Source organism: Vibrio sp. V19_P1S1T109 (assembly GCF_002241375.1).
Classification (GTDB): Bacteria; Pseudomonadota; Gammaproteobacteria; order Enterobacterales; family Vibrionaceae; genus Vibrio; species Vibrio anguillarum.
This window is the reverse complement of record NZ_NDIM01000133.1, coordinates 1-20168: the sequence shown is the minus strand read 5'-3', so window position 1 is coordinate 20168 and position 20168 is coordinate 1. Positions and strand designations below refer to the sequence as shown.

19 protein-coding genes are annotated in these 20168 nt (G+C 44.8%); 16 read left to right on the top strand and 3 right to left on the bottom strand.

All coding sequences use genetic code 11. The features are described 5' to 3' along the window. The 5 genes from B9J87_RS06265 to pgpA form a co-directional block, all read left to right on the top strand. A partial coding sequence (locus B9J87_RS06265) for an IS4-like element ISVa18 family transposase (protein WP_094149781.1) occupies positions 1-1218 on the top strand: 1218 nt, incomplete at its 5' end. Between the two features lie 147 nt (positions 1219-1365). Then, positions 1366-1836, top strand: a complete 471-nt coding sequence (gene ribH, locus B9J87_RS06260) for a 6,7-dimethyl-8-ribityllumazine synthase (RefSeq protein WP_026027639.1) — start codon at positions 1366-1368, stop codon at positions 1834-1836. Further along, positions 1836-2303, top strand: coding sequence for a transcription antitermination factor NusB (gene nusB / locus B9J87_RS06255; RefSeq protein WP_013856197.1), 468 nt, complete (start codon positions 1836-1838; stop codon positions 2301-2303). The genes ribH and nusB overlap by 1 nt, the downstream gene beginning before the upstream one ends. A 123-nt stretch (positions 2304-2426) precedes the next feature. Continuing rightward, positions 2427-3401, top strand: a complete 975-nt coding sequence (gene thiL, locus B9J87_RS06250) for a thiamine-phosphate kinase (RefSeq protein ID WP_026027917.1) — start codon at positions 2427-2429, stop codon at positions 3399-3401. After that, positions 3398-3901, top strand: a complete 504-nt coding sequence (gene pgpA / locus B9J87_RS06245) for a phosphatidylglycerophosphatase A (RefSeq protein ID WP_013856199.1) — start codon at positions 3398-3400, stop codon at positions 3899-3901. Before thiL ends, pgpA begins: the two co-directional genes overlap by 4 nt. Before the next feature lie 144 nt (positions 3902-4045). Here pgpA and B9J87_RS06240 read toward each other — a convergent pair whose 3' ends face one another. The 3 genes from B9J87_RS06240 to map all read right to left on the bottom strand — a co-directional run bounded on the left by B9J87_RS06240 (position 4046) and on the right by map (position 8142). Beyond that, on the bottom strand, positions 4046-4429 hold the full coding sequence (locus tag B9J87_RS06240) for a DUF3461 family protein (RefSeq protein ID WP_026027637.1): 384 nt from the start codon (positions 4427-4429) through the stop codon (positions 4046-4048). A 128-nt stretch (positions 4430-4557) separates the two neighbouring features. Next, positions 4558-7182, bottom strand: a complete 2625-nt coding sequence (glnD, locus tag B9J87_RS06235) for a bifunctional uridylyltransferase/uridylyl-removing protein GlnD (protein WP_047689284.1) — start codon at positions 7180-7182, stop codon at positions 4558-4560. A gap of 117 nt (positions 7183-7299) precedes the next feature. Next, complete coding sequence (gene map, locus B9J87_RS06230; protein ID WP_017044011.1) at positions 7300-8142, bottom strand: type I methionyl aminopeptidase; 843 nt, start codon at positions 8140-8142, stop codon at positions 7300-7302. 384 nt (positions 8143-8526) lie between these two features. On the opposite strand from map, the gene rpsB reads away from it, so the two are divergent. From rpsB to lpxD, 11 genes are all read left to right on the top strand, one after another. After that, entirely contained in the window at positions 8527-9258 is a 732-nt protein-coding gene (gene rpsB / locus B9J87_RS06225) for a 30S ribosomal protein S2 (RefSeq protein WP_013856204.1), read from the top strand. A 128-nt stretch (positions 9259-9386) separates the two neighbouring features. Further along, positions 9387-10232: a translation elongation factor Ts gene (gene tsf, locus B9J87_RS06220; protein ID WP_013856205.1), complete on the top strand. Its 846-nt coding sequence runs from the start codon at positions 9387-9389 to the stop codon at positions 10230-10232. Positions 10233-10391: 159 nt separating this feature from the next. Next, positions 10392-11123 carry a UMP kinase gene (gene pyrH, locus B9J87_RS06215; protein ID WP_010320123.1) on the top strand — a complete coding sequence of 244 codons (732 nt, stop codon included), beginning with the start codon at positions 10392-10394 and terminating at the stop codon, positions 11121-11123. Between the two features lie 35 nt (positions 11124-11158). Then, entirely contained in the window at positions 11159-11716 is a 558-nt protein-coding gene (frr, locus tag B9J87_RS06210; protein WP_010320122.1) for a ribosome recycling factor, read from the top strand. 95 nt (positions 11717-11811) lie between these two features. Then, positions 11812-12567 carry an isoprenyl transferase gene (locus tag B9J87_RS06205; RefSeq protein WP_013856207.1) on the top strand — a complete coding sequence of 252 codons (756 nt, stop codon included), beginning with the start codon at positions 11812-11814 and terminating at the stop codon, positions 12565-12567. Positions 12568-12580: 13 nt separating this feature from the next. Next, the gene (locus B9J87_RS06200) at positions 12581-13423 is read left to right on the top strand and encodes a phosphatidate cytidylyltransferase (protein WP_094149780.1); all 843 of its coding nucleotides are present in this window, start codon (positions 12581-12583) and stop codon (positions 13421-13423) included. Between the two features lie 48 nt (positions 13424-13471). Continuing rightward, a complete protein-coding gene (gene ispC, locus B9J87_RS06195) occupies positions 13472-14680 on the top strand; it encodes a 1-deoxy-D-xylulose-5-phosphate reductoisomerase (RefSeq protein WP_094149779.1) in 1209 nt (402 codons plus the stop codon). After that, complete coding sequence (gene rseP / locus B9J87_RS06190; RefSeq protein ID WP_094149778.1) at positions 14677-16035, top strand: sigma E protease regulator RseP; 1359 nt, start codon at positions 14677-14679, stop codon at positions 16033-16035. The genes ispC and rseP overlap by 4 nt, the downstream gene beginning before the upstream one ends. A 48-nt stretch (positions 16036-16083) precedes the next feature. Further along, positions 16084-18516 carry an outer membrane protein assembly factor BamA gene (bamA, locus tag B9J87_RS06185; protein WP_094149777.1) on the top strand — a complete coding sequence of 811 codons (2433 nt, stop codon included), beginning with the start codon at positions 16084-16086 and terminating at the stop codon, positions 18514-18516. 15 nt (positions 18517-18531) lie between these two features. Next, on the top strand, positions 18532-19041 hold the full coding sequence (locus tag B9J87_RS06180) for an OmpH family outer membrane protein (protein ID WP_013856212.1): 510 nt from the start codon (positions 18532-18534) through the stop codon (positions 19039-19041). A 7-nt stretch (positions 19042-19048) separates the two neighbouring features. Continuing rightward, positions 19049-20080 carry a UDP-3-O-(3-hydroxymyristoyl)glucosamine N-acyltransferase gene (lpxD, locus tag B9J87_RS06175; RefSeq protein ID WP_094124760.1) on the top strand — a complete coding sequence of 344 codons (1032 nt, stop codon included), beginning with the start codon at positions 19049-19051 and terminating at the stop codon, positions 20078-20080. Positions 20081-20168 lie beyond the last annotated feature (88 nt).

Genomic DNA, 20168 nt, shown 5'->3' with positions numbered 1-20168 from the left:
CGCTTTATCCGTAATGAGCAAATCAAAGCAGAAGATATCGCTGAAGCGGGCTTTTATGTCACAGCGCAAGAGGCTTTAGAACAACAAACACTTCTTGCATTAGAAGATACGACTTCTCTAAGCTACTCCCATCGCAGCATACAAGATGAACTTGGACACTCCAATCAAGGCAATCGAAATCGAGCTATGTTCATACACTCGACCTTACTTTTTGCTCCCGAAACTCAAGTGGTTGTTGGCTTAATTGAACAACAACGCTGGACTCGAGATATTGAAAAGCGTGGACAAGGACACCAGTACGCCACTCGACCATACAAAGAGAAAGAAAGCTATAAATGGGAGCAAGCTTCTCGCCATGTCGCAGAGCGACTTGGCGAGAAAATCTCAGATGTTATTTCTGTGTGCGATAGAGAAGCCGACCTATTTGAATACCTCACTTACAAGCAAGAGCAACAACAGCGATTCCTCGTTCGCTCAATGCAAAGTCGCTGTATAAAAGAGCATGATAATCGTCTTTATGACTACGCTTCCAAGCTTCAATCAGCAGGAGAAAGAGTGCTCGACATACCGCAAAAAGGCGGCCGTAAAGCTCGCACGGTTCACCTAGACATCAAATATGCCCCCGTGACACTCAAATCTCCCGCGAATAAAAAAGAGTTCAATAACATTCCGCTTTACTACGTGGGATGCATAGAGCAAGGAGAGAGTAACGATAAGCTCGCATGGCACTTACTGACCTCAGAGCCAGTAACGAGCAGGGAAGAGGCACTTAAAATCGTCAGTTATTATGAGCAGCGCTGGCTAATTGAAGATTTTCATAAAGTCTGGAAAAGTGAAGGCACTCAAGTCGAGCAATTGAGAATGCAAAGCAAAGATAACTTAGAAAGGCTCAGCGTTATTCTGGCTTTTATCGCGACTCGGTTGCTCCAGTTGAGATTTATGAATGAATCAGATGAGTTATCTAAGAGCAGTTGTGAGCCGATATTAAAAGGCAAAGCATGGAAGCTAATGTGGCTAAAGCTAGAAAGAAAAGGGCTACCGAAGGAAGCTCCGGACATATCATGGGCTTACAGAGGTATTGCTCGATTAGGGGGTTGGAAGAATACAAAGCGAACGGGTCGTGCTTCTATAAAGACATTATGGCAAGGATGGTTTAGGTTACAAACCATCCTTGAAGGGTATGAACTGGCTAAGTCTCTTGATTCACCAGACTTGTGATCAAGAGACAGGCCCAACGCTTCCTTTATTATTTCGCTGATTAGCCGCTTGGTTTGCCGTCTAAGCCGAATTTCCATTAGATATTGCTCACAAAATTGTGCTAGAATCCGGCGATTCTCACTTGTGTATATAGTTAAAGGAAGGCTTATGAAAGTGATCGAGGGTGGTTTCCCCGCACCAAATGCAAAAATTGCTATCGTTATTTCTCGTTTCAACAGTTTTATTAACGAAAGCCTGCTTTCTGGTGCAATCGATACTTTAAAGCGTCACGGACAAGTTAGCGATGACAATATTACTGTTGTTCGCTGCCCTGGTGCTGTCGAATTACCTCTTACTGCTCAACGCGTAGCAAAAACGGGTAAATACGACGCTATCGTGTCTCTTGGCACTGTGATTCGTGGTGGTACGCCACACTTTGATTATGTGTGCAGTGAATGCAATAAAGGTTTGGCGCAAGTGTCTCTGGAATACAGCCTTCCAGTGGCATTTGGTGTTCTAACTGTTGATACCATCGATCAAGCCATTGAACGCGCGGGAACCAAGGCTGGTAACAAAGGTGCAGAAGCTGCACTAAGCGCGCTTGAGATGATTAACGTTCTTTCAGAAATCGATTCCTAATGGGGGCCAGTGTGAAACCAGCCGCACGTCGTAATGCACGTCAATTTGCGCTACAAGCAATTTATTCTTGGCAAATTACAAAAGAAAATGTTGCCACTATCGAAGAGCAATTCCTCTCGGGTGGTAAGTATGATGAAGAAGAGCATCATGCTGCTGAGCCAGCGTTAGCGGCTCCAGAAACCGACGTTGCATATTTCCGTGATCTACTCACGGGTGTAGTGCTAAGCCACACAGAGCTAGATAGCAAATTGCGTCCTTTCGTGTCTCGTCCAATGCAAGACTTAGACATGATGGAATTGGCGTTACTTCGTTTAGCCATGTACGAAATGACTCGTCGCGATGATGTGCCATATAAAGTGGTCATCAATGAGGCGATTGAGTTAGCAAAGGTATTTGCTGCTGAAGATAGCCATAAATTTGTGAATGGCGTGCTTGATAAAGCCGCCCCACATGTACGCAAAAAATAATAAGTCGTTTTAAAATAAAAGGTCAGCATTCGCTGACCTTTTTTATGACGGATCTTTCTCCGCGAAAGCCCTAAGCGATGAGAAATGATGTACATAATAAAAACTCAGGGCAGGGAATTTTTTATGTTCGGTGAATTCAATTTAATCGATACCTATTTCTCTAACCGTCAGTCACAACGTAAAGATGTCTCTCTTGCTCTAGGAGATGATTGTGCATTAGTCAAAGCACCAGAAAATGTTCGGATCGCCATTAGTACCGACACCTTAGTCGCAGGCACTCATTTTTTAACCGATGCGAATCCGGCTTGGGTGGCTCATAAAGCATTGTCATCTAACATCAGTGATTTGGCTGCGATGGGGGCAACGCCTGCTTGGGTATCGCTCGCACTCACTCTACCCAGTGTCGATGAAGCATGGCTAAAACCCTTTTGTGATGCTTTTTTCGAACTTGCGAATTACTACAATATTCAGCTAATTGGTGGAGATACAACCAAAGGACCACTGAGCATTACCTTGACAGTACAAGGTTTTGTGCCACAAGAATTGGCGCTACTGCGCAGTGGAGCCAAAGTGGGAGATTGGGTTTACGTCACTGGTGAACTCGGTGATAGCCAAGCAGGGCTCGATGTGATTCTTGACCCAAGCTTACGCCATAAACCTTTTGCCCAAGAGCTTGAAAAGCGTCACTATCTCTCAACGCCAAGAATTCTTGCTGGCCAAGCATTGCTTCATTTGGCTTCTTCTGCAATTGATATTTCCGATGGTTTGGTGTCTGATCTCAAGCATATTTTGCATCGTTCAAATGTTGGGGTGAGTTTAGATGTTGGTGCGTTGCCTATTTCGCAAGAGCTGTTGCAGTTTGTGGGCGAGAGACAAATAGCCCAGCAATATGCACTAACCAGCGGTGAAGAGTATGAGTTGTGTTTCACTGTTCCAGAGCATAACCGAGGTTCCATCGAAAGTGCGCTTGCTCATTGCGGTTGTAAGGTGAGTTGCATTGGCCAAATTCGCCCGCAGGGTATTTTTGAGCTTCAGCATCAAGGAAAAAAACTCAATTGGCAGTTAAGCGGCTATGATCATTTTAAGGTGAACGGATGACAAACCCTATCGCATTAATCTCATTAAAGAACCCTTGGCATCTTTTGGCCACGGGTTTTGGCAGTGGCCTATCGCCTATCGTGCCCGGCACAATGGGAACGCTTGCCTCAGTGCCTTTTTATTTACTGTTAGTACAGCTCCCTCTCACTGTATATTGTGCTGTGGTTGTGCTGGCTTGCTTGGTGGGCGTGAAAATTTGCCAAGTGACTTCTGACGACATGAAAGTGCATGACCACGGTTCGATTGTGTGGGATGAATTTGCTGGTTTTTGGATAACAATGTTAGTCGTGCCACTGTTTGAATTGCCCAGTTTAGATTGGAAATGGCTGGTGGCTGGATTCGTGCTGTTTCGCTTTTTCGATATGCTCAAACCGTGGCCGATCAGTTGGTTAGATAAACGAGTGCATGGTGGTTTGGGGATTATGCTCGATGATATCGTGGCAGGTGTTGTATCCGCGATTGCGCTGTATTGGGTCGGCTTTTGGGCGGGTTGGTTATAACATTGTCAGCGTTCAATATTGATTGACGGCTTAGACTTAGCAACAAAAAAGGTTCCTTTGGGAACCTTTTTTGTCAGTGAAGAGTTATCTGAAACAGGGTTATTCGATGCTCTGGGTATCTAAAGTTACTTTACCGTCTTGAGACTATTTTAGCTTCTCTAAGTCAGCTTCAATTTCAGCGATTTTGCTCGTGACCACTTTTTCCAAATGGCGCAAGTCAGTCAATATTTTTTGCTTCAGATCGAGATCACTCATAGGAACCGGCTTAGTGATTTTATTTAGTTCATCAATCACCAAGGTTAAATTACGGTTGATCTCCGTCACCTCTTTGTATTGATGGCTGCCGCTATCGACCAATACATTTTTTACTTGTCGAGGGTATTTAAATTTCACGCTTTTAGCGAACAGCTCGCCTTTCTGCTTATGAAAGTAAATCTTCAACACATCTTTATGGGCTTCTTGACGAAGTGAATAGCGCTCAATCTGTTTAGGATCTTGAATGCCTAAACCGGTGAGGTAGGGATACATAGGCAACCTCTATTGTATTTTGTGACACATCAATGAACCATTTCAATGTAGCAGTCCATGCTCGCCCGAGATAGTTCATCGTGATATCAATGGTTCAAGTTGTGGACCAGATCGCTTTCCTTTTCCGTTTAATTTGGCGCGAGTTCAGAAACATTTTTAATCAGCATTTCACGTAACGTGCACTCTTCTTCTTCACTCAATTTTCCGCCTTGCGAACCGGTGAGAATAAACAAGTCTTCTGCTCGTTCGCCAATGGTGGTGATTTTTGCACCATGCAGGTTAATGTTTAAGTCAGCAAATGTGGCTCCGACCGTTGCCAGCAGTCCCGGAGTATCAAGTGCGACTAATTCCATTAAGGTTCGTTTATTGCTTTTGGTGGGTAAAAAATCGACTTTAGTTTTGACTTTAAAATGTTGCAAGTTACGTGGTGTGCGGCGCAATTTCAGTTTGTTCTGCCAACCCGTTTCTAGCCCACTGAGTAGGTGTTTGATCAACGATGGGTGACACTCTTCGTCAATTGCATGGCCGTTTTGATCCAGTACCATGAAGGTATCAAGGACGTAGCCATCTTTACTTGACATGATCTGCGCATCATGGACATTGAGATTTCGGCGGTCCAGTTCAGCAACTACAGTCGCAAAGAGGGCGGGTTGATCTTTAGTGTAAACAAACAATTCAGTGCCGCCACGAGTGGCTTTTTTGCTCATTAGGATCAGCGGTTGGCTTGGGTCGCTATGTTTGAGTAGGTGCTCACAATGCCAAGCGATCTGCTTGTGAGTGTGACGCAAAAAGTAATCGGCTTTAAAGCGCTGCCAAAGCACTTCAATTTCGCGTGCGCTGTAGCCTTCTTTACGAAGCAATGCGGATGCCATTTGTTGGTTGTGGCGAATGCGATCGCGCACATCTACCGGGTTTTCAAGCCCACGCCTAAGTGCCCGCTGTGTTGAGTGATATAACTCTGCCAGCAAGGTGCGTTTCCAACTGTTCCAAAGCTCAGGGTTAGTAGCGCAGATGTCGGCGACAGTCAGGCAAACAAGATGTTCGAGATACTCTTCATCGCGCACTTTTTTGGCAAATTCGGTAATGACATCTGGGTCGTAAATGTCGCGTCTTTGCGCCGTTACCGACATCAAGAGGTGGTTTTGTACCAGCCAAGAGACTAATTTTGCTTCAGGTTTTGATAAACCGTGTTCAATACAAAAATCATAGGCTTCTACCGCACCGATTTCAGAGTGATCGCCGCCACGCCCTTTGGCAATGTCGTGAAAAATAGCGGCCAGAATCAGCATCTCCTTTTTCTGGAGGCGTGGGTAAACTTCGCAACAGATGGGGTGTTTATCGTGATTTTGTGCGTAGCTAAAGGTATTGATGTGTTTGAGAAGACGAATGCTGTGTTCATCGACCGTATAAACATGGAATAGGTCGAACTGCATTTGTCCAACAATTTGGCTCCATTGGGGAAGATAAGCGGCGAGCACGCCTAATTTATGCATCAGGCTGAACGCACGATGTAGTGCGTTAGGGTGACGTACCAATGCCATGAATTTTTCACGCGCTTCGGGAATGGTGTGCAGGAATTTATTGAGCCGCCTTCTGGCTGTACGCAACTGGCGCATGGTTGTGGGTGCGACGCTTTCGATGCTGGAATCATTGGCGATATGAATAAACATATCCAAAATTGTTTCAGGGCGAGCTTGGAAAAGCGCGGGTTTGCGAGCTTCTATTAAGTTGCCACGACGTTGAAAATCATCATCTAAAATTTCTGCCACGGCTTCTTCGCCGTTATTGAGTATGGCTTGATCAAACAGACGCAGGAGCATTTTGTTGAGTTCCGCAACACGACGTAGCGTACGGTAGAACTCTTTCATCATCATCTCGACTGCGCGATTCCCTTCACCCGTAAAGCCCAGATGTTCTGCCACTTGAGCTTGATGAGCAAAAATAAGCCGATTGTCATAGCGTTTTAATTCAATGTGCAGCGCAAAGCGCACGCGCCATAAAAAGTCTTGGCACTCTACTAGCTCACGATATTCAGCATCAGTTAAAAAACCAAAACGACTCATTTCAAGCAGTGATGTTGCACCAAAGTGGCGTCTAGCCACCCAGCTTAAAGTATGAATGTCCCTTAAGCCTCCAGGAGTCGATTTGATATCGGGTTCAAGGTTATAAGTGGTGTCATGGTAACGAGCGTGTCGGTCGCGCTGCTCTTGAATTTTGGCGCGGTAAAAGGTTTCGCTTGGCCAAAATGATTCGGAATGAATCAACATCTTGAGTTTATAAAATGTCTCTTCGCTGCCACATAATAACCGAGCTTCTTGTAAGTTTGTCGCGACGGTTAAATCTTCACGGCCAATCTCAGCGCACTGCTGCACGGTACGCACGGCATGGCCCACTTCTAAACGCAAATCCCACAACAGGGTAATGAATTCGCTAATTTTACTGCCGAGTTCAGCGGGTAAAGTATGATTGGAGACGACCAGAATATCGATATCCGAAAGAGGATGAAGTTCACCGCGGCCATAGCCTCCGACGGCCACTAAACTGATGTCTGGAACCTGCGAAAATGAATAATGTTCCCATAACCTGTAGAGCAGTTGATCCATATATTCAGAGCGGCCTAATACCAAGTCGTTGACCGGATGGTGGTGCAAAAATTGATGTTTCTGATGTTGAGTGAACTGTTCAAGTTGTTGTTTAAGCTCGCCGATAGTGAGTTGTGTGTCAGTAAAGGTGAGGGGAGACTGAAAAGGCATAACGGCAATCCATGCTAGTGATATGTCACAACGTAGACTGACTGTATCAAATCACTGCAGATAAAAAAATATCCCTGCAAGAGGGATATTGATTGATAAGGTTTTGGTTCGATGTAATTAGGCGTTATGCATCAGACGCGGAATGGTTTCTTCTTCACGCAGCGTCAGCACTTCACAGCCAGTGGCGGTAACCAAAATGGTGTGTTCCCACTGCGCTGAGTTTTTGCCATCGGCGGTGTAAACCGTCCAATTGTCTTCATCATCAAGGCGGCAACCAAATTTACCCGCATTAATCATTGGCTCGATAGTGAAAATCATCCCTTCACGCAGTACGGTTCTGTCGCCGTTTTTATAGTGAACCACTTGTGGTTCTTCATGAAATTGAGCGCCAATACCGTGGCCGCAATAATCTTTCACAATCGAAAATTTAAGGCGTGGGTTATTTTTATTATTGGTTTTAATGTGTTTTTCGATCGCAGTACCAATCTCACCCAATTGAACTCCGGGTTTGACCTTCTTCATGCCGATATAAAGACACTCTTGCGCAACAAGACATAGGCGCTTATCTGCTGGCGACACTTCACCGACAAAGAACATCTTTGAGGTATCACCGTGGTAGCCATCTTTAATAACCGTGATATCAATGTTCAGAATATCACCCTCTTTCAGTACCGCTGGACGCTGTAATTGCCCATACTGCGTATCTTGAGTTGCCGGTATACCGTGACAAACAATGTGATTAATAGAGGTACAGATCGATTTAGGAAAACCGTGGTAATTCAATGGTGCTGGAATAGCTTGCTGTACTTCAGTGATGTACTTGTGGCAGATCTGGTCAAGTTCTTCAGTGGTGATGCCCACTTTTACATGCGGTTCAATCATCTCAAGGACATCGGCAGCCAGTTTACCCGCGACGCGCATTTTGGCTATTTCTTCAGCAGTTTTGATTTTTACAGACATCGGCTTTCTCTATGCATTAATTCTTAAGCACTTAACTGTGCGAATGGGCGTTATTCTAGCAGTGCATGGATGAATCGCAAGGGATCCCTGTCGGTAAGTAAGAATTGTTTGCATAACTACAGCTTACCTAGGCCATGATGTGTCGTATTTTTTTCTAGCCAGAGAAGGGCTAAATATGGTATAAAGCGCGCCGGAATCGAAGTGCGTTTTCTTCTGAAATGACGAAGCCCACCTTCCTTTCTAAACACATTATCTTTAAATCACACACATTCCGACACGTGTTCCGGGGTGCTCCAACAATAAAACTATCGGCAACAACCGAATAGATGTTAGGGGTCGGATACATGGGGAATGTGGAGGCCTAACCCCATAGAGGATTTTTAAATGGCAACTGTATCAATGCGCGACATGCTAAAAGCTGGTGTTCACTTCGGTCACCAGACTCGTTACTGGAACCCAAAAATGAAGCCATTCATTTTTGGTGCTCGTAGCCGTGTTCACATCATCAACTTAGAAAAAACTGTTCCTATGTTCAACGAAGCTCTAGCTGAGCTACAAAAAGTTGGCGAGAAAAAAGGTAAAGTTCTTTTCGTTGGTACTAAACGCGCAGCATCTGAAGCTGTTAAAGAAGCGGCTATCGCAAGCAACCAATTCTACGTTAACAACCGCTGGTTGGGCGGCATGCTAACTAACTGGAAAACTGTTCGTCAGTCAATCAAGCGTCTAAAAGAGCTTGAAATTCAAGCAACAGATGGCACTTTTGATAAGCTAACTAAGAAAGAAGCTCTAATGCGTACTCGTGAAATGGAGAAGCTAGAGAAATCTCTTGGTGGTATCAAAGATATGGGCGGTCTACCTGACGCACTATTCGTTATCGATGCAGATCACGAGCACATTGCAGTTAAAGAAGCAAACAACCTAGGTATCCCAGTTTACGCTGTTGTTGATACTAACTCTAACCCAGATGGCGTTGACTACATTATCCCTGGTAACGACGACGCAATCCGTGCAATCCAGCTTTACCTAAATGCTGTTGCAGAAACGGTTAACGAAGGTCGTAACAAAGATGCAGCTGCACTTGCTGCTGCAAAAGACGGTTTCGTAGAAGCAGAATAATAGCGGCTCTGAGTCACACTTGATTATATGTGTCACACGATTGATGCATTGAACAAGTTATAGTTAGCATCAGGGGCCAAACAATCGGCCCCTGATTTTTACCACCAGAATCAACTGAGGAATAGAGAATGGCAACTGTAACTGCTGCTCTAGTAAAAGAACTGCGCGAGCGTACTGGCGCAGGTATGATGGAATGTAAAAAAGCGCTTGTAGAAGCAAACGCTGACATCGAACTAGCAATTGAAAACATGCGCAAAAGCGGCGCAGCTAAAGCAGCGAAAAAAGCAGGTAACATCGCAGCTGAAGGTACTATCCTAATTAAAGAAGCTGATGGTTTTGCAGCACTTCTAGAAGTGAACTGCCAAACTGACTTCGTAGCAAAAGACTCAAGCTTCCTAGCGTTCGCTAACGAAGTTCTAGCGGTTGCACTTGCTGAGCGTCTAGATATCGCAGCACTTCAAGCTAAATTTGAAGAAGCGCGTATTGCTCTTGTTGCTAAAATTGGTGAAAACATCACTATCCGTCGCGTTCATTACATCGAAGGCGCTAAAGTAGGTTCATACCGCCATGGCGACCGTATCGGTGTTGTGGTTGCTGGTGAAGCGGATGAAGAGACCATCAAACACGTAGCAATGCACGTTGCTGCTGCAAAACCTGAGTACGTGAACCCTGAAGATGTACCAGCAGAAGTTGTGGCTAAAGAGCGTGAAATCCAAATCGAAATCGCAATGCAATCTGGCAAGCCAGCGGCAATTGCTGAGAAAATGGTTGAAGGCCGCATGACTAAGTTCACAGGTGAAGTATCACTTACTGGTCAAGCGTTCATCATGGATCCTTCTCAAACTGTTGGCGCAATGCTGAAAGCTAAAGGCGCAACCGTTACTAACTTCGTACGTCTAGAAGTTGGTGAAGGTATTGAGAAAGCTCAAGAACTTAGCTTCGCTGAAGAAGTTGCAATGGTTCAAAAAGGTTAATCCTAGCGATTTTGCCTAAAAAGAGACCGTAGCCAAGGCTGCGGTCTTTTTACGAATGGCATATTGAGACTAATTGTGATGATTTAGAATTCAGTATTCAGTATTCAGTTTTAAATCATGACTGTTAATTAACAACTCTCTATTTGGAAGGTAAGCTCCATGACTACGAATCCTAAACCAGCCTATCAACGTATCCTGTTAAAACTTAGCGGTGAAGCGCTACAAGGCGAAGAAGGTTTTGGTATTGATCCTGCGGTGTTAGATCGCATGGCACAGGAAGTAAAAGAACTGGTTGAACTGGGTGTTCAAGTGGGTGTTGTCATCGGCGGCGGTAACTTATTCCGTGGCGCAGGTCTTGCTGAAGCGGGCATGAACCGTGTTGTGGGCGACCACATGGGAATGCTGGCAACCGTAATGAATGGTTTGGCAATGCGTGATGCTTTGCACCGTGCTTATGTGAATGCGCGCGTGATGTCTGCCATTCCTCTTAAAGGTGTGTGTGACGATTACAATTGGGCCGATGCTATCAGCCAACTACGTCAAGGCCGTGTTGTGATCTTCTCAGCGGGTACTGGTAACCCATTCTTCACAACCGATTCTGCTGCCTGTTTGCGCGGTATTGAAATTGAAGCGGATGTGGTTCTAAAAGCGACAAAAGTAGATGGCGTATTTAGTGCAGACCCAGTGGCAAACCCAGACGCAGAACTGTATGATAAGCTGTCTTATACAACCGTGCTTGAAAAAGAGCTAAAAGTGATGGACTTGGCCGCGTTTACGCTAGCGCGTGACCATAAAATGCCAATCCGCGTATTTAATATGAACAAACCGGGCGCACTACGTCGCGTGGTAATGGGTGAAGCGGAAGGTACACTAATTAGCACCGCTGACTAATCACTCCAAAACAAAAAAACAAGTAGGTGATATTTGTGATTAACGAAATCAAGAAAGACGCTCAAGAGCGTATGGATAAGAGCGTAGATGCCCTGAAAAACAACCTTTCTAAGGTACGTACTGGTCGCGCTCACCCAAGTTTACTCTCCGGCATTTCTGTCGATTACTATGGTGCTTCGACACCGCTGAATCAAATCGCTAACGTTGTAGCTGAAGATGCACGTACTCTCGCGATCACTGTTTTTGATAAAGAGTTGACGCCAAAAGTTGAAAAAGCGATTTTGATGTCTGATTTGGGTCTAAACCCAATGTCTGCAGGTACGGTTATTCGTGTACCACTGCCACCACTGACCGAAGAACGTCGTCGTAATTTGGTGAAAATTGTTCGTGGTGAAGCCGAAGGTGGTCGCGTTGCGGTTCGCAACATTCGTCGTGATGCCAATGGCGACTTAAAAGCTCTACTGAAAGATAAAGAAATCTCTGAAGACGAAGATCATAAAGCGCAAGAAGAGATTCAAAAACTTACCGATGTAGCGATTAAGAGAATTGATGAAGTTCTTGCTGCAAAAGAAAAAGAGTTAATGGAAGTTTAATTCGCTCTTTTTAGCCTTTCTAAAACGCTGTGCTCACAGTGCAGCGTTTTTTTATGCTATTTTGCCCTATCAGTTTGGTAATCAATTAATTTCTTATGCAAAACTCATCCCTCTCATCTGATGTATTACCCCAACACATCGCAATCATTATGGACGGAAATGGCCGTTGGGCTAAAGCGCAAGGTAAGCCTCGTGTATTTGGCCATAAGAATGGTGTAGCAGCGGTCCGAAGAACGATTTCTACTGCAGCGAAATTGGGTATTAAAGCCGTTACTTTGTTTGCCTTTAGCAGTGAAAATTGGCGGCGTCCGGAAGCTGAAGTGGGCGTGTTGATGGAGTTATTTATTACTGTGTTATCCACAGAAGTAAAAAAACTGCATAAGAACAATCTGCGTCTTAGAGTCATTGGTGATAAAACACGTTTTAGCTCACGCTTACAAACAAAAATCGCCCAGGCAGAAGAGTTAACCTCATCAAACAGTGGCATGGTCGTTAATATCGCCGCAAACTATGGCGGAAAATGGGATATCACAGAAGCAATGCGCTCTATCGCGGTCAAAGTGGCGAGCGGTGAGCTTTCTCCTGATCAGATTGACGAGACGCTGATTACACAGTCGCTAACGATGTCTGATATTCCTGAAGTGGATTTGCTCATCCGTACCAGCGGTGAATGTCGTATTAGTAATTTTATGTTATGGCAATTGGCCTATGCAGAGATGTACTTTACGCCGATTTACTGGCCTGAGTTTGGTGAAGAAAGTTTAATTGAAGCAGTGACTTGGTTTGTTAACCGTGAACGCCGTTTTGGCTGCACAGGGGAACAGGTTAAGGCATTGATGGAACAGAAATAAAGGATCCATTAGTTTGAAGCAACGAATTATCACGGCGCTCATATTAGCTCCACTGGTGATGCTGGGCATTTTTGAACTGCCACTCTCCCTATTTATGGCCGTTTTGGCCCTTGTGGCGCTCGTCGGTGTATGGGAATGGACGCAGTTTATCGATTCGACATCTAGGTATCTGGCGCTGTTGCCAGCCATTATTATTGGTGGAGCAAGTTACCTACTGATTTCCCCTGATGCCGTTAGCCTAGCCAGCATGAACTCGAATCACTATGTGATATTAAGTGTTGGGGTGGCTTGGTGGCTGTTTTCTAGCTTTTTAGCTATTACCTATCCTAAATCCCGTCCATGGTGGGAAAAATCCAATCTACTTAGGCACCTTTTTGGTGTGCTTACGCTACTTCCTTTTTTCTGGAGCGTACTTTTTTTACGCGCAGAAGCCTTTTTGAGTGAGCCATACCACGGTGCTAAGTTGGTGCTATTTGTCTGCTTAATTGTTTGGGCTGCAGACAGTGGCGCTTATTTTGCGGGCAAAAGTTTTGGTAAGCACAAAATGGCACCAGCAGTCAGTCCAAATAAAACCATTGAAGGGTTGATTGGTGGCATTATTACGGCATTGATTGTGGCGTGGTTTACTGCTGATTGGTTTGATATTCGGTTTACAAATACGTTATCGATGGTCGGTATTACATTAGCGACTGTGATTATCTCTGTGCTCGGTGATCTGGTCGAAAGTATGTTTAAGCGTGTTTCAGGAATTAAAGACAGCAGCAATATTATTCCTGGGCATGGCGGCGTTTTGGATCGTATCGATAGCCTGACGGCTGCATTTCCCGTTTTTGCTCTACTGTATTTCATTTTCTAATGCTTGGGTTAAGCTGTCTTACCCCAATCTTAATTCACGGTTGTTGCTATGCGTAAGTTAACGATTCTCGGGGCCACAGGTTCAATTGGGGCAAGCACATTAAAAGTCGTGGCTCAAAATCCCGAACACTTTTCCGTTGTGGCTTTAGCCGCGGGAAATAATGTCAATAAAATGCGTGAGCTATGTCAGCGTTGGCAGCCAGTTTATGCGGTAATGTCAAACCAAAAGGCGGCGGATGAGCTTTTAGCTCAATTGCAGTCATTGAACTTAAAAACAACCGTATTATTTGGTGAAGACGCCATGTGCCACGTCGCCGCATTAGATGAGGTGGATACGGTGATGGCGGCGATTGTTGGTGCGGCAGGTTTGTTACCAACCATGGCTGCGGTAAAGGCGGGCAAGCGTGTTTTGCTGGCAAACAAAGAAGCCTTGGTGATGTCTGGCCAATTGTTTATTGATGCGGTCGAAAAATACGGTGCTGAATTGCTCCCTGTCGATAGCGAACATAACGCGATTTTTCAATGCTTACCCCCTGAAATACAAGGCTCTTTGGGTCGCTGTGATTTACAAGAACATGGTGTGCAACATATTCTGCTCACGGGTTCTGGCGGCCCTTTTCGTTATAGTGATTTATCCACGTTAGCTGATGTTTCACCACAGCAAGCGATTGCTCATCCTAACTGGTCGATGGGGCCGAAAATTTCGGTTGATTCCGCTACCATGATGAACAAAGGTTTGGAATATATTGAAGCTAAGTGGTTGTTTAATGCATCGAAACAGCAATTAAAAGTGTTAATCCACCCACAATCGGTGATCCACTCTATGGTGCAGTACCGTGATGGTTCGGTGCTTGCGCAAATGGGGGAACCCGATATGTCCACGCCAATTGCTTTAACTCTCTCTTATCCAGAACGCATTACTGCGGGTGTTCCGGCACTGGATTTTACCAAATTAAGTAATTTGAGTTTTATGGATGTGGACTATGAGCGTTATCCTTGTTTGGGATTGGCGATTGATGCTTGCTATCAAGGGCAACATGCCACCACCTCTTTAAATGCAGCCAACGAAATAGCCGTTGAAGCTTTTTTAAATAAGCAAATTCGTTTTACCGATATCGCACAAGTTAATGAACGTGTATTGTCAAAAGTGTCTGCAGCACATACTCAGTTACATTGCTATGACTTGGAAAGCTTGTTAGAGCTCGATAGAATGGCGCGCACTATTGCCCAGCAAATCATACAAGAGCATTTATTATGAGTGGTATTTTGTGGAATTTCGTCTCTTTCATCATTGCGTTAGGTATATTGGTTGCTGTGCATGAATTTGGTCATTTTTGGGTAGCACGTCGCTGCGGAATTAAAGTCGAAAAATTTTCCATTGGCTTTGGTAAATCACTTTGGAGCCGAGTAGCCAAAGATGGCACCGAGTACAACCTCTCAATGATTCCTCTCGGCGGCTACGTTAAAATGCTCGATAGCCGTGTTGATGATGTTCCAACTGAATTAAAACCCTTAGCTTTTGACCAAAAACCATTGTGGAAACGTGTCGCTGTCGTGAGTGCTGGGCCTGCTTTTAACTTTTTCTTCGCCATTTTTGCCTATTGGCTCGTGTTCTTAATTGGCGTTCCAGCGGTAAAACCTGTGATTGGCGAAATTGCCCCGCAATCGATCGCCGCTCAAGCGGGTTTAGAGTCAGGAATGCAGATCAAAGCAGTCTCAGGAGTAAATACCTTAGATTGGGAATCGGTCAATATGGGGCTGATTAGCCATATTGGTGATGAACAATTAACGCTCACCGTCGGAACCAATAATGAAATTGGTGTGGATGAAATCAAAACATTAGATATCCGTTCTTGGAACTTTAACCCAGAAACAGAGTCTGCTATGGGAGCGTTGGGTTTTAAACCATTTGTCCCTGAAATATCGCTGACGCTAACCAATGTTTCTCAAGGCAGCGCCGGAGAGAAGGCCGGGTTAGAAGTTGGCGACACCTTGATCGAAGCCAACGGTGCGAAGATAAACCATTGGCAGCAAGTTGTGGAGTTGATACAAAGCCATCCCAATCAGCCAGTTTCATTGGTTGTTGTGCGTGATGAACAACGCTTGACTATCGAGCTTACGCCTGACGTTCGTGAGTTACCGCAAGGCAAAACGATAGGTTTTGCGGGAATCGCTCCTAAAGTCGCAGAATGGCCGGAAAGTTATCGATTTGAGCTGCAATATGGTGTATTTGAATCAGTCGGAAAAGCGGTTGAAAAAACACAGCAAGTGATCAACTTAACCGTCAGCATGTTGAAAAAACTGGTGGTCGGTGATGTGGGGTTGAATAATCTGAGTGGGCCGATTTCGATTGCCAAAGGAGCTGGAACTACCGCTGACTATGGTTTGGTCTATTTCTTGGGTTTTCTGGCTCTGATTAGTGTCAACTTAGGCATTATCAATCTAGTACCACTGCCAATGTTAGATGGCGGACACTTACTGTTTTTTGCAATTGAAGCCGTTATTCGTCGTCCTGTCCCAGAGAAGATTCAAGAAATGGGATACCGAATTGGTGGGGCGATCATCTTTTCTTTGATGGCTGTGGCAATATTTAATGATTTTAGTCGCCTGTGATTTGTAACCATTAGGCAGAAGTTGTAGCAAGGAATAACAAGAATAAATATGGCAATGAAACAGATCCTTTTCGCGACACTATTGGCAACCAGCCTCTCAGCACATAGTGCCGAGAATTTCGTAGTGCAGGATATCCAAATTGAAGGGCTTCAACGCGTTGCGCTCGGCGCTGCATTGCTTAAAATGCCCGTTCGAATTGGTGATACCGTTGATGCACAAGATGTCGCGGATATTATCAAAGCACTTTACACTTCGGGCAACTTTGAAGACATCAAAGTATTACGAGACAACAACGTTCTGATCGTTCAGGTTAAAGAACGTCCAACCATTGCAAGTGTTTCCTTCTCCGGAAATAAAGCGATCAAAGAAGAGCAGTTGCAGCAGAATCTTGATGCATCCAATATCCGCATCGGTGAGGCGCTTGATCGTACGACCTTGAGCAACATTGAAAAGGGGTTGGAAGATTTTTACTACAGCGTAGGTAAGTACAACGCGACCGTAAAAGCGGTGGTGACACCTTTACCTCGCAACCGTGCGGACCTTAAATTTGTGTTCAGTGAAGGGGTTTCTGCGAAAATCCAGCAAATCAACTTTATTGGCAATGACGTTTTTAGTGACCAAGAGCTTTTGTCACGCTTCAATTTGAATGTCGATGTGGCGTGGTGGAATTTCCTCTCTGATGATAAATACCAAAAGCAGGTCTTAGCCGCTGATATTGAAGCTTTGCGCTCTTTCTACCTCGACCGTGGCTACTTAAAGTTTCAAGTCGATTCCACGCAAGTTGCTATTTCTCCTGATAAAAAAGGCGTTTATATCACTTTAGGCATTAGCGAAGGTCAGCCTTATAAAATCAAAGACGTTAAATTCCGCGGAGAGCTGATTGGCAAAGAGGCTGAATTTACCGCTTTGATCCCGTTTGAAGCCGAGGAAACCTATAACGGCTCACTGGTGACCAAGCTTGAAGAAGATGTAAAACGAGTATTGGGTGAAGCTGGCTATGCTTATCCTCAAGTTCGAACCATCCCAGAATTTAATGATGAAACGCAAGAAGTTTCCTTGGTTGTTCATGTGGAAGCGGGTAAGCGTATCTATGTCCGTGATATTCGCTTTGTCGGTAATAACTCAACCAAAGATGAAGTTTTGCGCCGCGAAATGCGTCAAATGGAAGGCAGTTGGCTGAGCTCTAAAGCGATTGATACGGGTAAGAGCCGTTTGAACCGTCTTGGCTTCTTTGAAACAGTGGATGTGCAAACCGTACGTGTACCTGGTAGTGAAGACCAAGTCGATCTGGTGTACAACGTGAAAGAGGCCAACTCAGGTAGTGTTAACTTTGGTGTCGGTTATGGTACAGAATCAGGCGTGAGTTTTCAGGTTGGTTTACAACAAGACAACTTCATTGGTTCAGGTAATCGAGTTGGCATCAATGCCATGATGAACGACTATCAAAAGAACATCAGTTTAGATTACCGTGATCCCTACTGGAACCTTGATGGTGTCAGTTTGGGTGGTAAGATTTTCTATAACCAGTTTGAGGCTTCTGAAGCTGGTATTGTTGATTATACCAATGAAAGCTACGGCACAAGTTTAACGTGGGGTTTCCCATTTGACGAATTAAACCGTTTTGACCTCGGTATCGGTTACACGCACAACAAGATCGGTAATATCGATGAGTATGTGCAAGTCAGTCAATTCTTACAGTCTCAAGCGAGTAATCGTAGCGATGATGGCAGTTTGATCACCAATGACTTTGACGTCAACATCTCATGGACGCGCAATAATTTAAACCGAACCATTTTCCCAACGGCGGGGAATCACCAACGCGCTTTCTACAAGATGACCGTGCCGGGTTCAGACGTAAAGTATTTCAAAGCGCAGTACGATGTTCGCCAGTATTTCCCATTAACCAAAAAACATGAGTTTTCACTCTTGCTAAGAGGACGCTTAGGGTATGGTAATGGTTACGGGAAAACGGATGGTAACGATAACTTGTTCCCATTCTATGAAAACTATTATGCAGGTGGCTTTACCACTTTGCGTGGTTTTGGATCTAACTCGGCTGGACCGAAAGCGATTTATAACGATGCGACAGGATGTAATGGCAATAATGGTGGCAACAACCGCTGCTATAGCGCAACAGATGACTCTGTCGGTGGTAACGCGGTCGCGCTAGCCAGTGTAGAACTGATTGTACCGACGCCATTTGCCTCTGATGAAACTCGTAGCCAAATTCGCACCAGCATCTTCTTCGATATGGCCAGCGTTTGGGATACAGAGTTCGATTACAAAGATGGGAAACTCGGTTATGGTGATCAGTATTATTACGATTACTCAGATCCAATGAATTACCGTTCCTCTTATGGTGCGGCACTACAGTGGATGTCACCTATGGGGCCATTGGTATTTTCAATTGCCAAACCTATTAAAATTTATGAAGGTGATAATGAAGAGTTCTTCACTTTCACGATCGGCAGAACATTCTAATTAGAGGAAAGTATTTTGAAAAAAGCGATTCAAGCGGCAGGATTGGGCCTAGTTGTACTGAGTTCATCATTTTTTGCGCAAGCCGCTGAGGCGGCGCAGAAAGTAGGTTACATTAATACCGCGCAAGTATTCCAAGCATTACCTCAACGAGAAGTTGTGCTGCAAAAATTACAAGAAGAGTTTAAAGATAAAGGGGCAGAGCTACAGTCAATTCAAGCTGAAGCAAAAACCAAAATTGAAAAACTTAAACGTGATGGCGAACTGCTAGGTCAAGATGAGATCGAGAAGCTGCGTATTGAAATTGGTCAATTAGACAGCAAGTACAAAATCAAAGCGCAAGCGTTAGAGCAAGCCTCAGCGCGTCGTGAGAGTGAAGAGAAGCAAAAACTCTTCATGGTGATTCAAGACGCTGTGAAGAAAGTTGCGGAAAAAGAAGGTTATGACATCGTTGTTGACGTGCAAGCTATGCAATATGGTAAGCCGGACTACAACCTATCAGAGAAAGTAATTAAACAACTAAAATAATATTATTATGGCAAAACTGACTTTAGCCGAATTGGCAACCATCACCGGGGGAGAGCTGTTTGGTGATGGCTCTGCGACAGTTTCCGCTGTCGCACCTATGGATAAGGCGCAGGAAGGTTACGTAACTTTCCTCTCTAATCCCAAATATAACAAACACCTTGGTCAATGCCGCGCAACGGTGATTATGGTCAAGGCTAGTGAACGTGAATTGTGTACAACCAATGTATTGGTCGTCGCTGATCCATACGTTGCTTTTGCAAAGGTGGCGCAAGCGCTGGACACGACACCGCGACCTGCGAGTGATATCAGCTCTTCTGCGGTTGTTGCACCGGATGCCCAGCTAGGGCAGAACGTTTCTATTGGTGCAAACTCGGTCATTGAGACGGGTGTGCAGCTGGGCGATAACGTCTCCATTGGTGCCGGCTGTTTCATCGGTAAAAACGCCAAAATTGGCGCTAACACCCAGTTGTGGGCAAATGTCAGCGTTTACCACGAAGTGGAAATTGGCTCGGCGTGCCTTATTCAGTCAGGTGCCGTGATTGGTTCTGATGGTTTTGGCTATGCCAATGAGAAAGGTGAGTGGATTAAAATTCCGCAAATTGGCACAGTCCGGATCGGTAATCGAGTTGAAATCGGTGCCTGCACGACAATTGATCGTGGCGCATTAGATGACACGATTATTGAAGATAACGTCATTCTCGATAACCAATTACAGATTGCACATAACGTCTGTATTGGCTATGGCACTGCAATTGCTGGCGGTACCATCATTGCTGGCAGCACCCACATAGGCAAATATTGCATTATTGGTGGCGGTGCGGTGATCAATGGCCATATCGAGATTGTCGATGGGGTCACTATTACTGGCATGGGGATGGTGATGCGTAGCATCACCGAGAAAGGCATGTTCTCTTCTGGTATTCCGTTGCAACCGAACAAAGAATGGCGTAAAACTGCCGCTCGCGTTCACCGTATCGAAGATATGCACAAGCGACTTAAAGCACTTGAAAAGTACTTAGAGCAGGAAGCGGAATCCTAATTCTACTTTTTCCCGATTAGGCTCGCCAATTGCGAGTCTTTTTCGTCTATAATGCCAAATAATTTTTGAAAGTTTTACTGTATAGGAA

Bases quoted from the DNA above. Each gene is read 5' to 3' on its own strand.
- ribH (WP_026027639.1), top strand. From the start codon at position 1,366: ATGAAAGTGATCGAGGGTGGTTTCCCCGCACCAAATGCAAAAATTGCT.
- nusB (WP_013856197.1), top strand. From the start codon at position 1,836: ATGGGGGCCAGTGTGAAACCAGCCGCACGTCGTAATGCACGTCAATTT.
- thiL (WP_026027917.1), top strand. From the start codon at position 2,427: ATGTTCGGTGAATTCAATTTAATCGATACCTATTTCTCTAACCGTCAG.
- pgpA (WP_013856199.1), top strand. From the start codon at position 3,398: ATGACAAACCCTATCGCATTAATCTCATTAAAGAACCCTTGGCATCTT.
- B9J87_RS06240 (WP_026027637.1), bottom strand. From the start codon at position 4,429: ATGTATCCCTACCTCACCGGTTTAGGCATTCAAGATCCTAAACAGATT.
- glnD (WP_047689284.1), bottom strand. From the start codon at position 7,182: ATGCCTTTTCAGTCTCCCCTCACCTTTACTGACACACAACTCACTATC.
- map (WP_017044011.1), bottom strand. From the start codon at position 8,142: ATGTCTGTAAAAATCAAAACTGCTGAAGAAATAGCCAAAATGCGCGTC.
- rpsB (WP_013856204.1), top strand. From the start codon at position 8,527: ATGGCAACTGTATCAATGCGCGACATGCTAAAAGCTGGTGTTCACTTC.
- tsf (WP_013856205.1), top strand. From the start codon at position 9,387: ATGGCAACTGTAACTGCTGCTCTAGTAAAAGAACTGCGCGAGCGTACT.
- pyrH (WP_010320123.1), top strand. From the start codon at position 10,392: ATGACTACGAATCCTAAACCAGCCTATCAACGTATCCTGTTAAAACTT.
- B9J87_RS06205 (WP_013856207.1), top strand. From the start codon at position 11,812: ATGCAAAACTCATCCCTCTCATCTGATGTATTACCCCAACACATCGCA.
- ispC (WP_094149779.1), top strand. From the start codon at position 13,472: ATGCGTAAGTTAACGATTCTCGGGGCCACAGGTTCAATTGGGGCAAGC.
- rseP (WP_094149778.1), top strand. From the start codon at position 14,677: ATGAGTGGTATTTTGTGGAATTTCGTCTCTTTCATCATTGCGTTAGGT.
- bamA (WP_094149777.1), top strand. From the start codon at position 16,084: ATGGCAATGAAACAGATCCTTTTCGCGACACTATTGGCAACCAGCCTC.
- lpxD (WP_094124760.1), top strand. From the start codon at position 19,049: ATGGCAAAACTGACTTTAGCCGAATTGGCAACCATCACCGGGGGAGAG.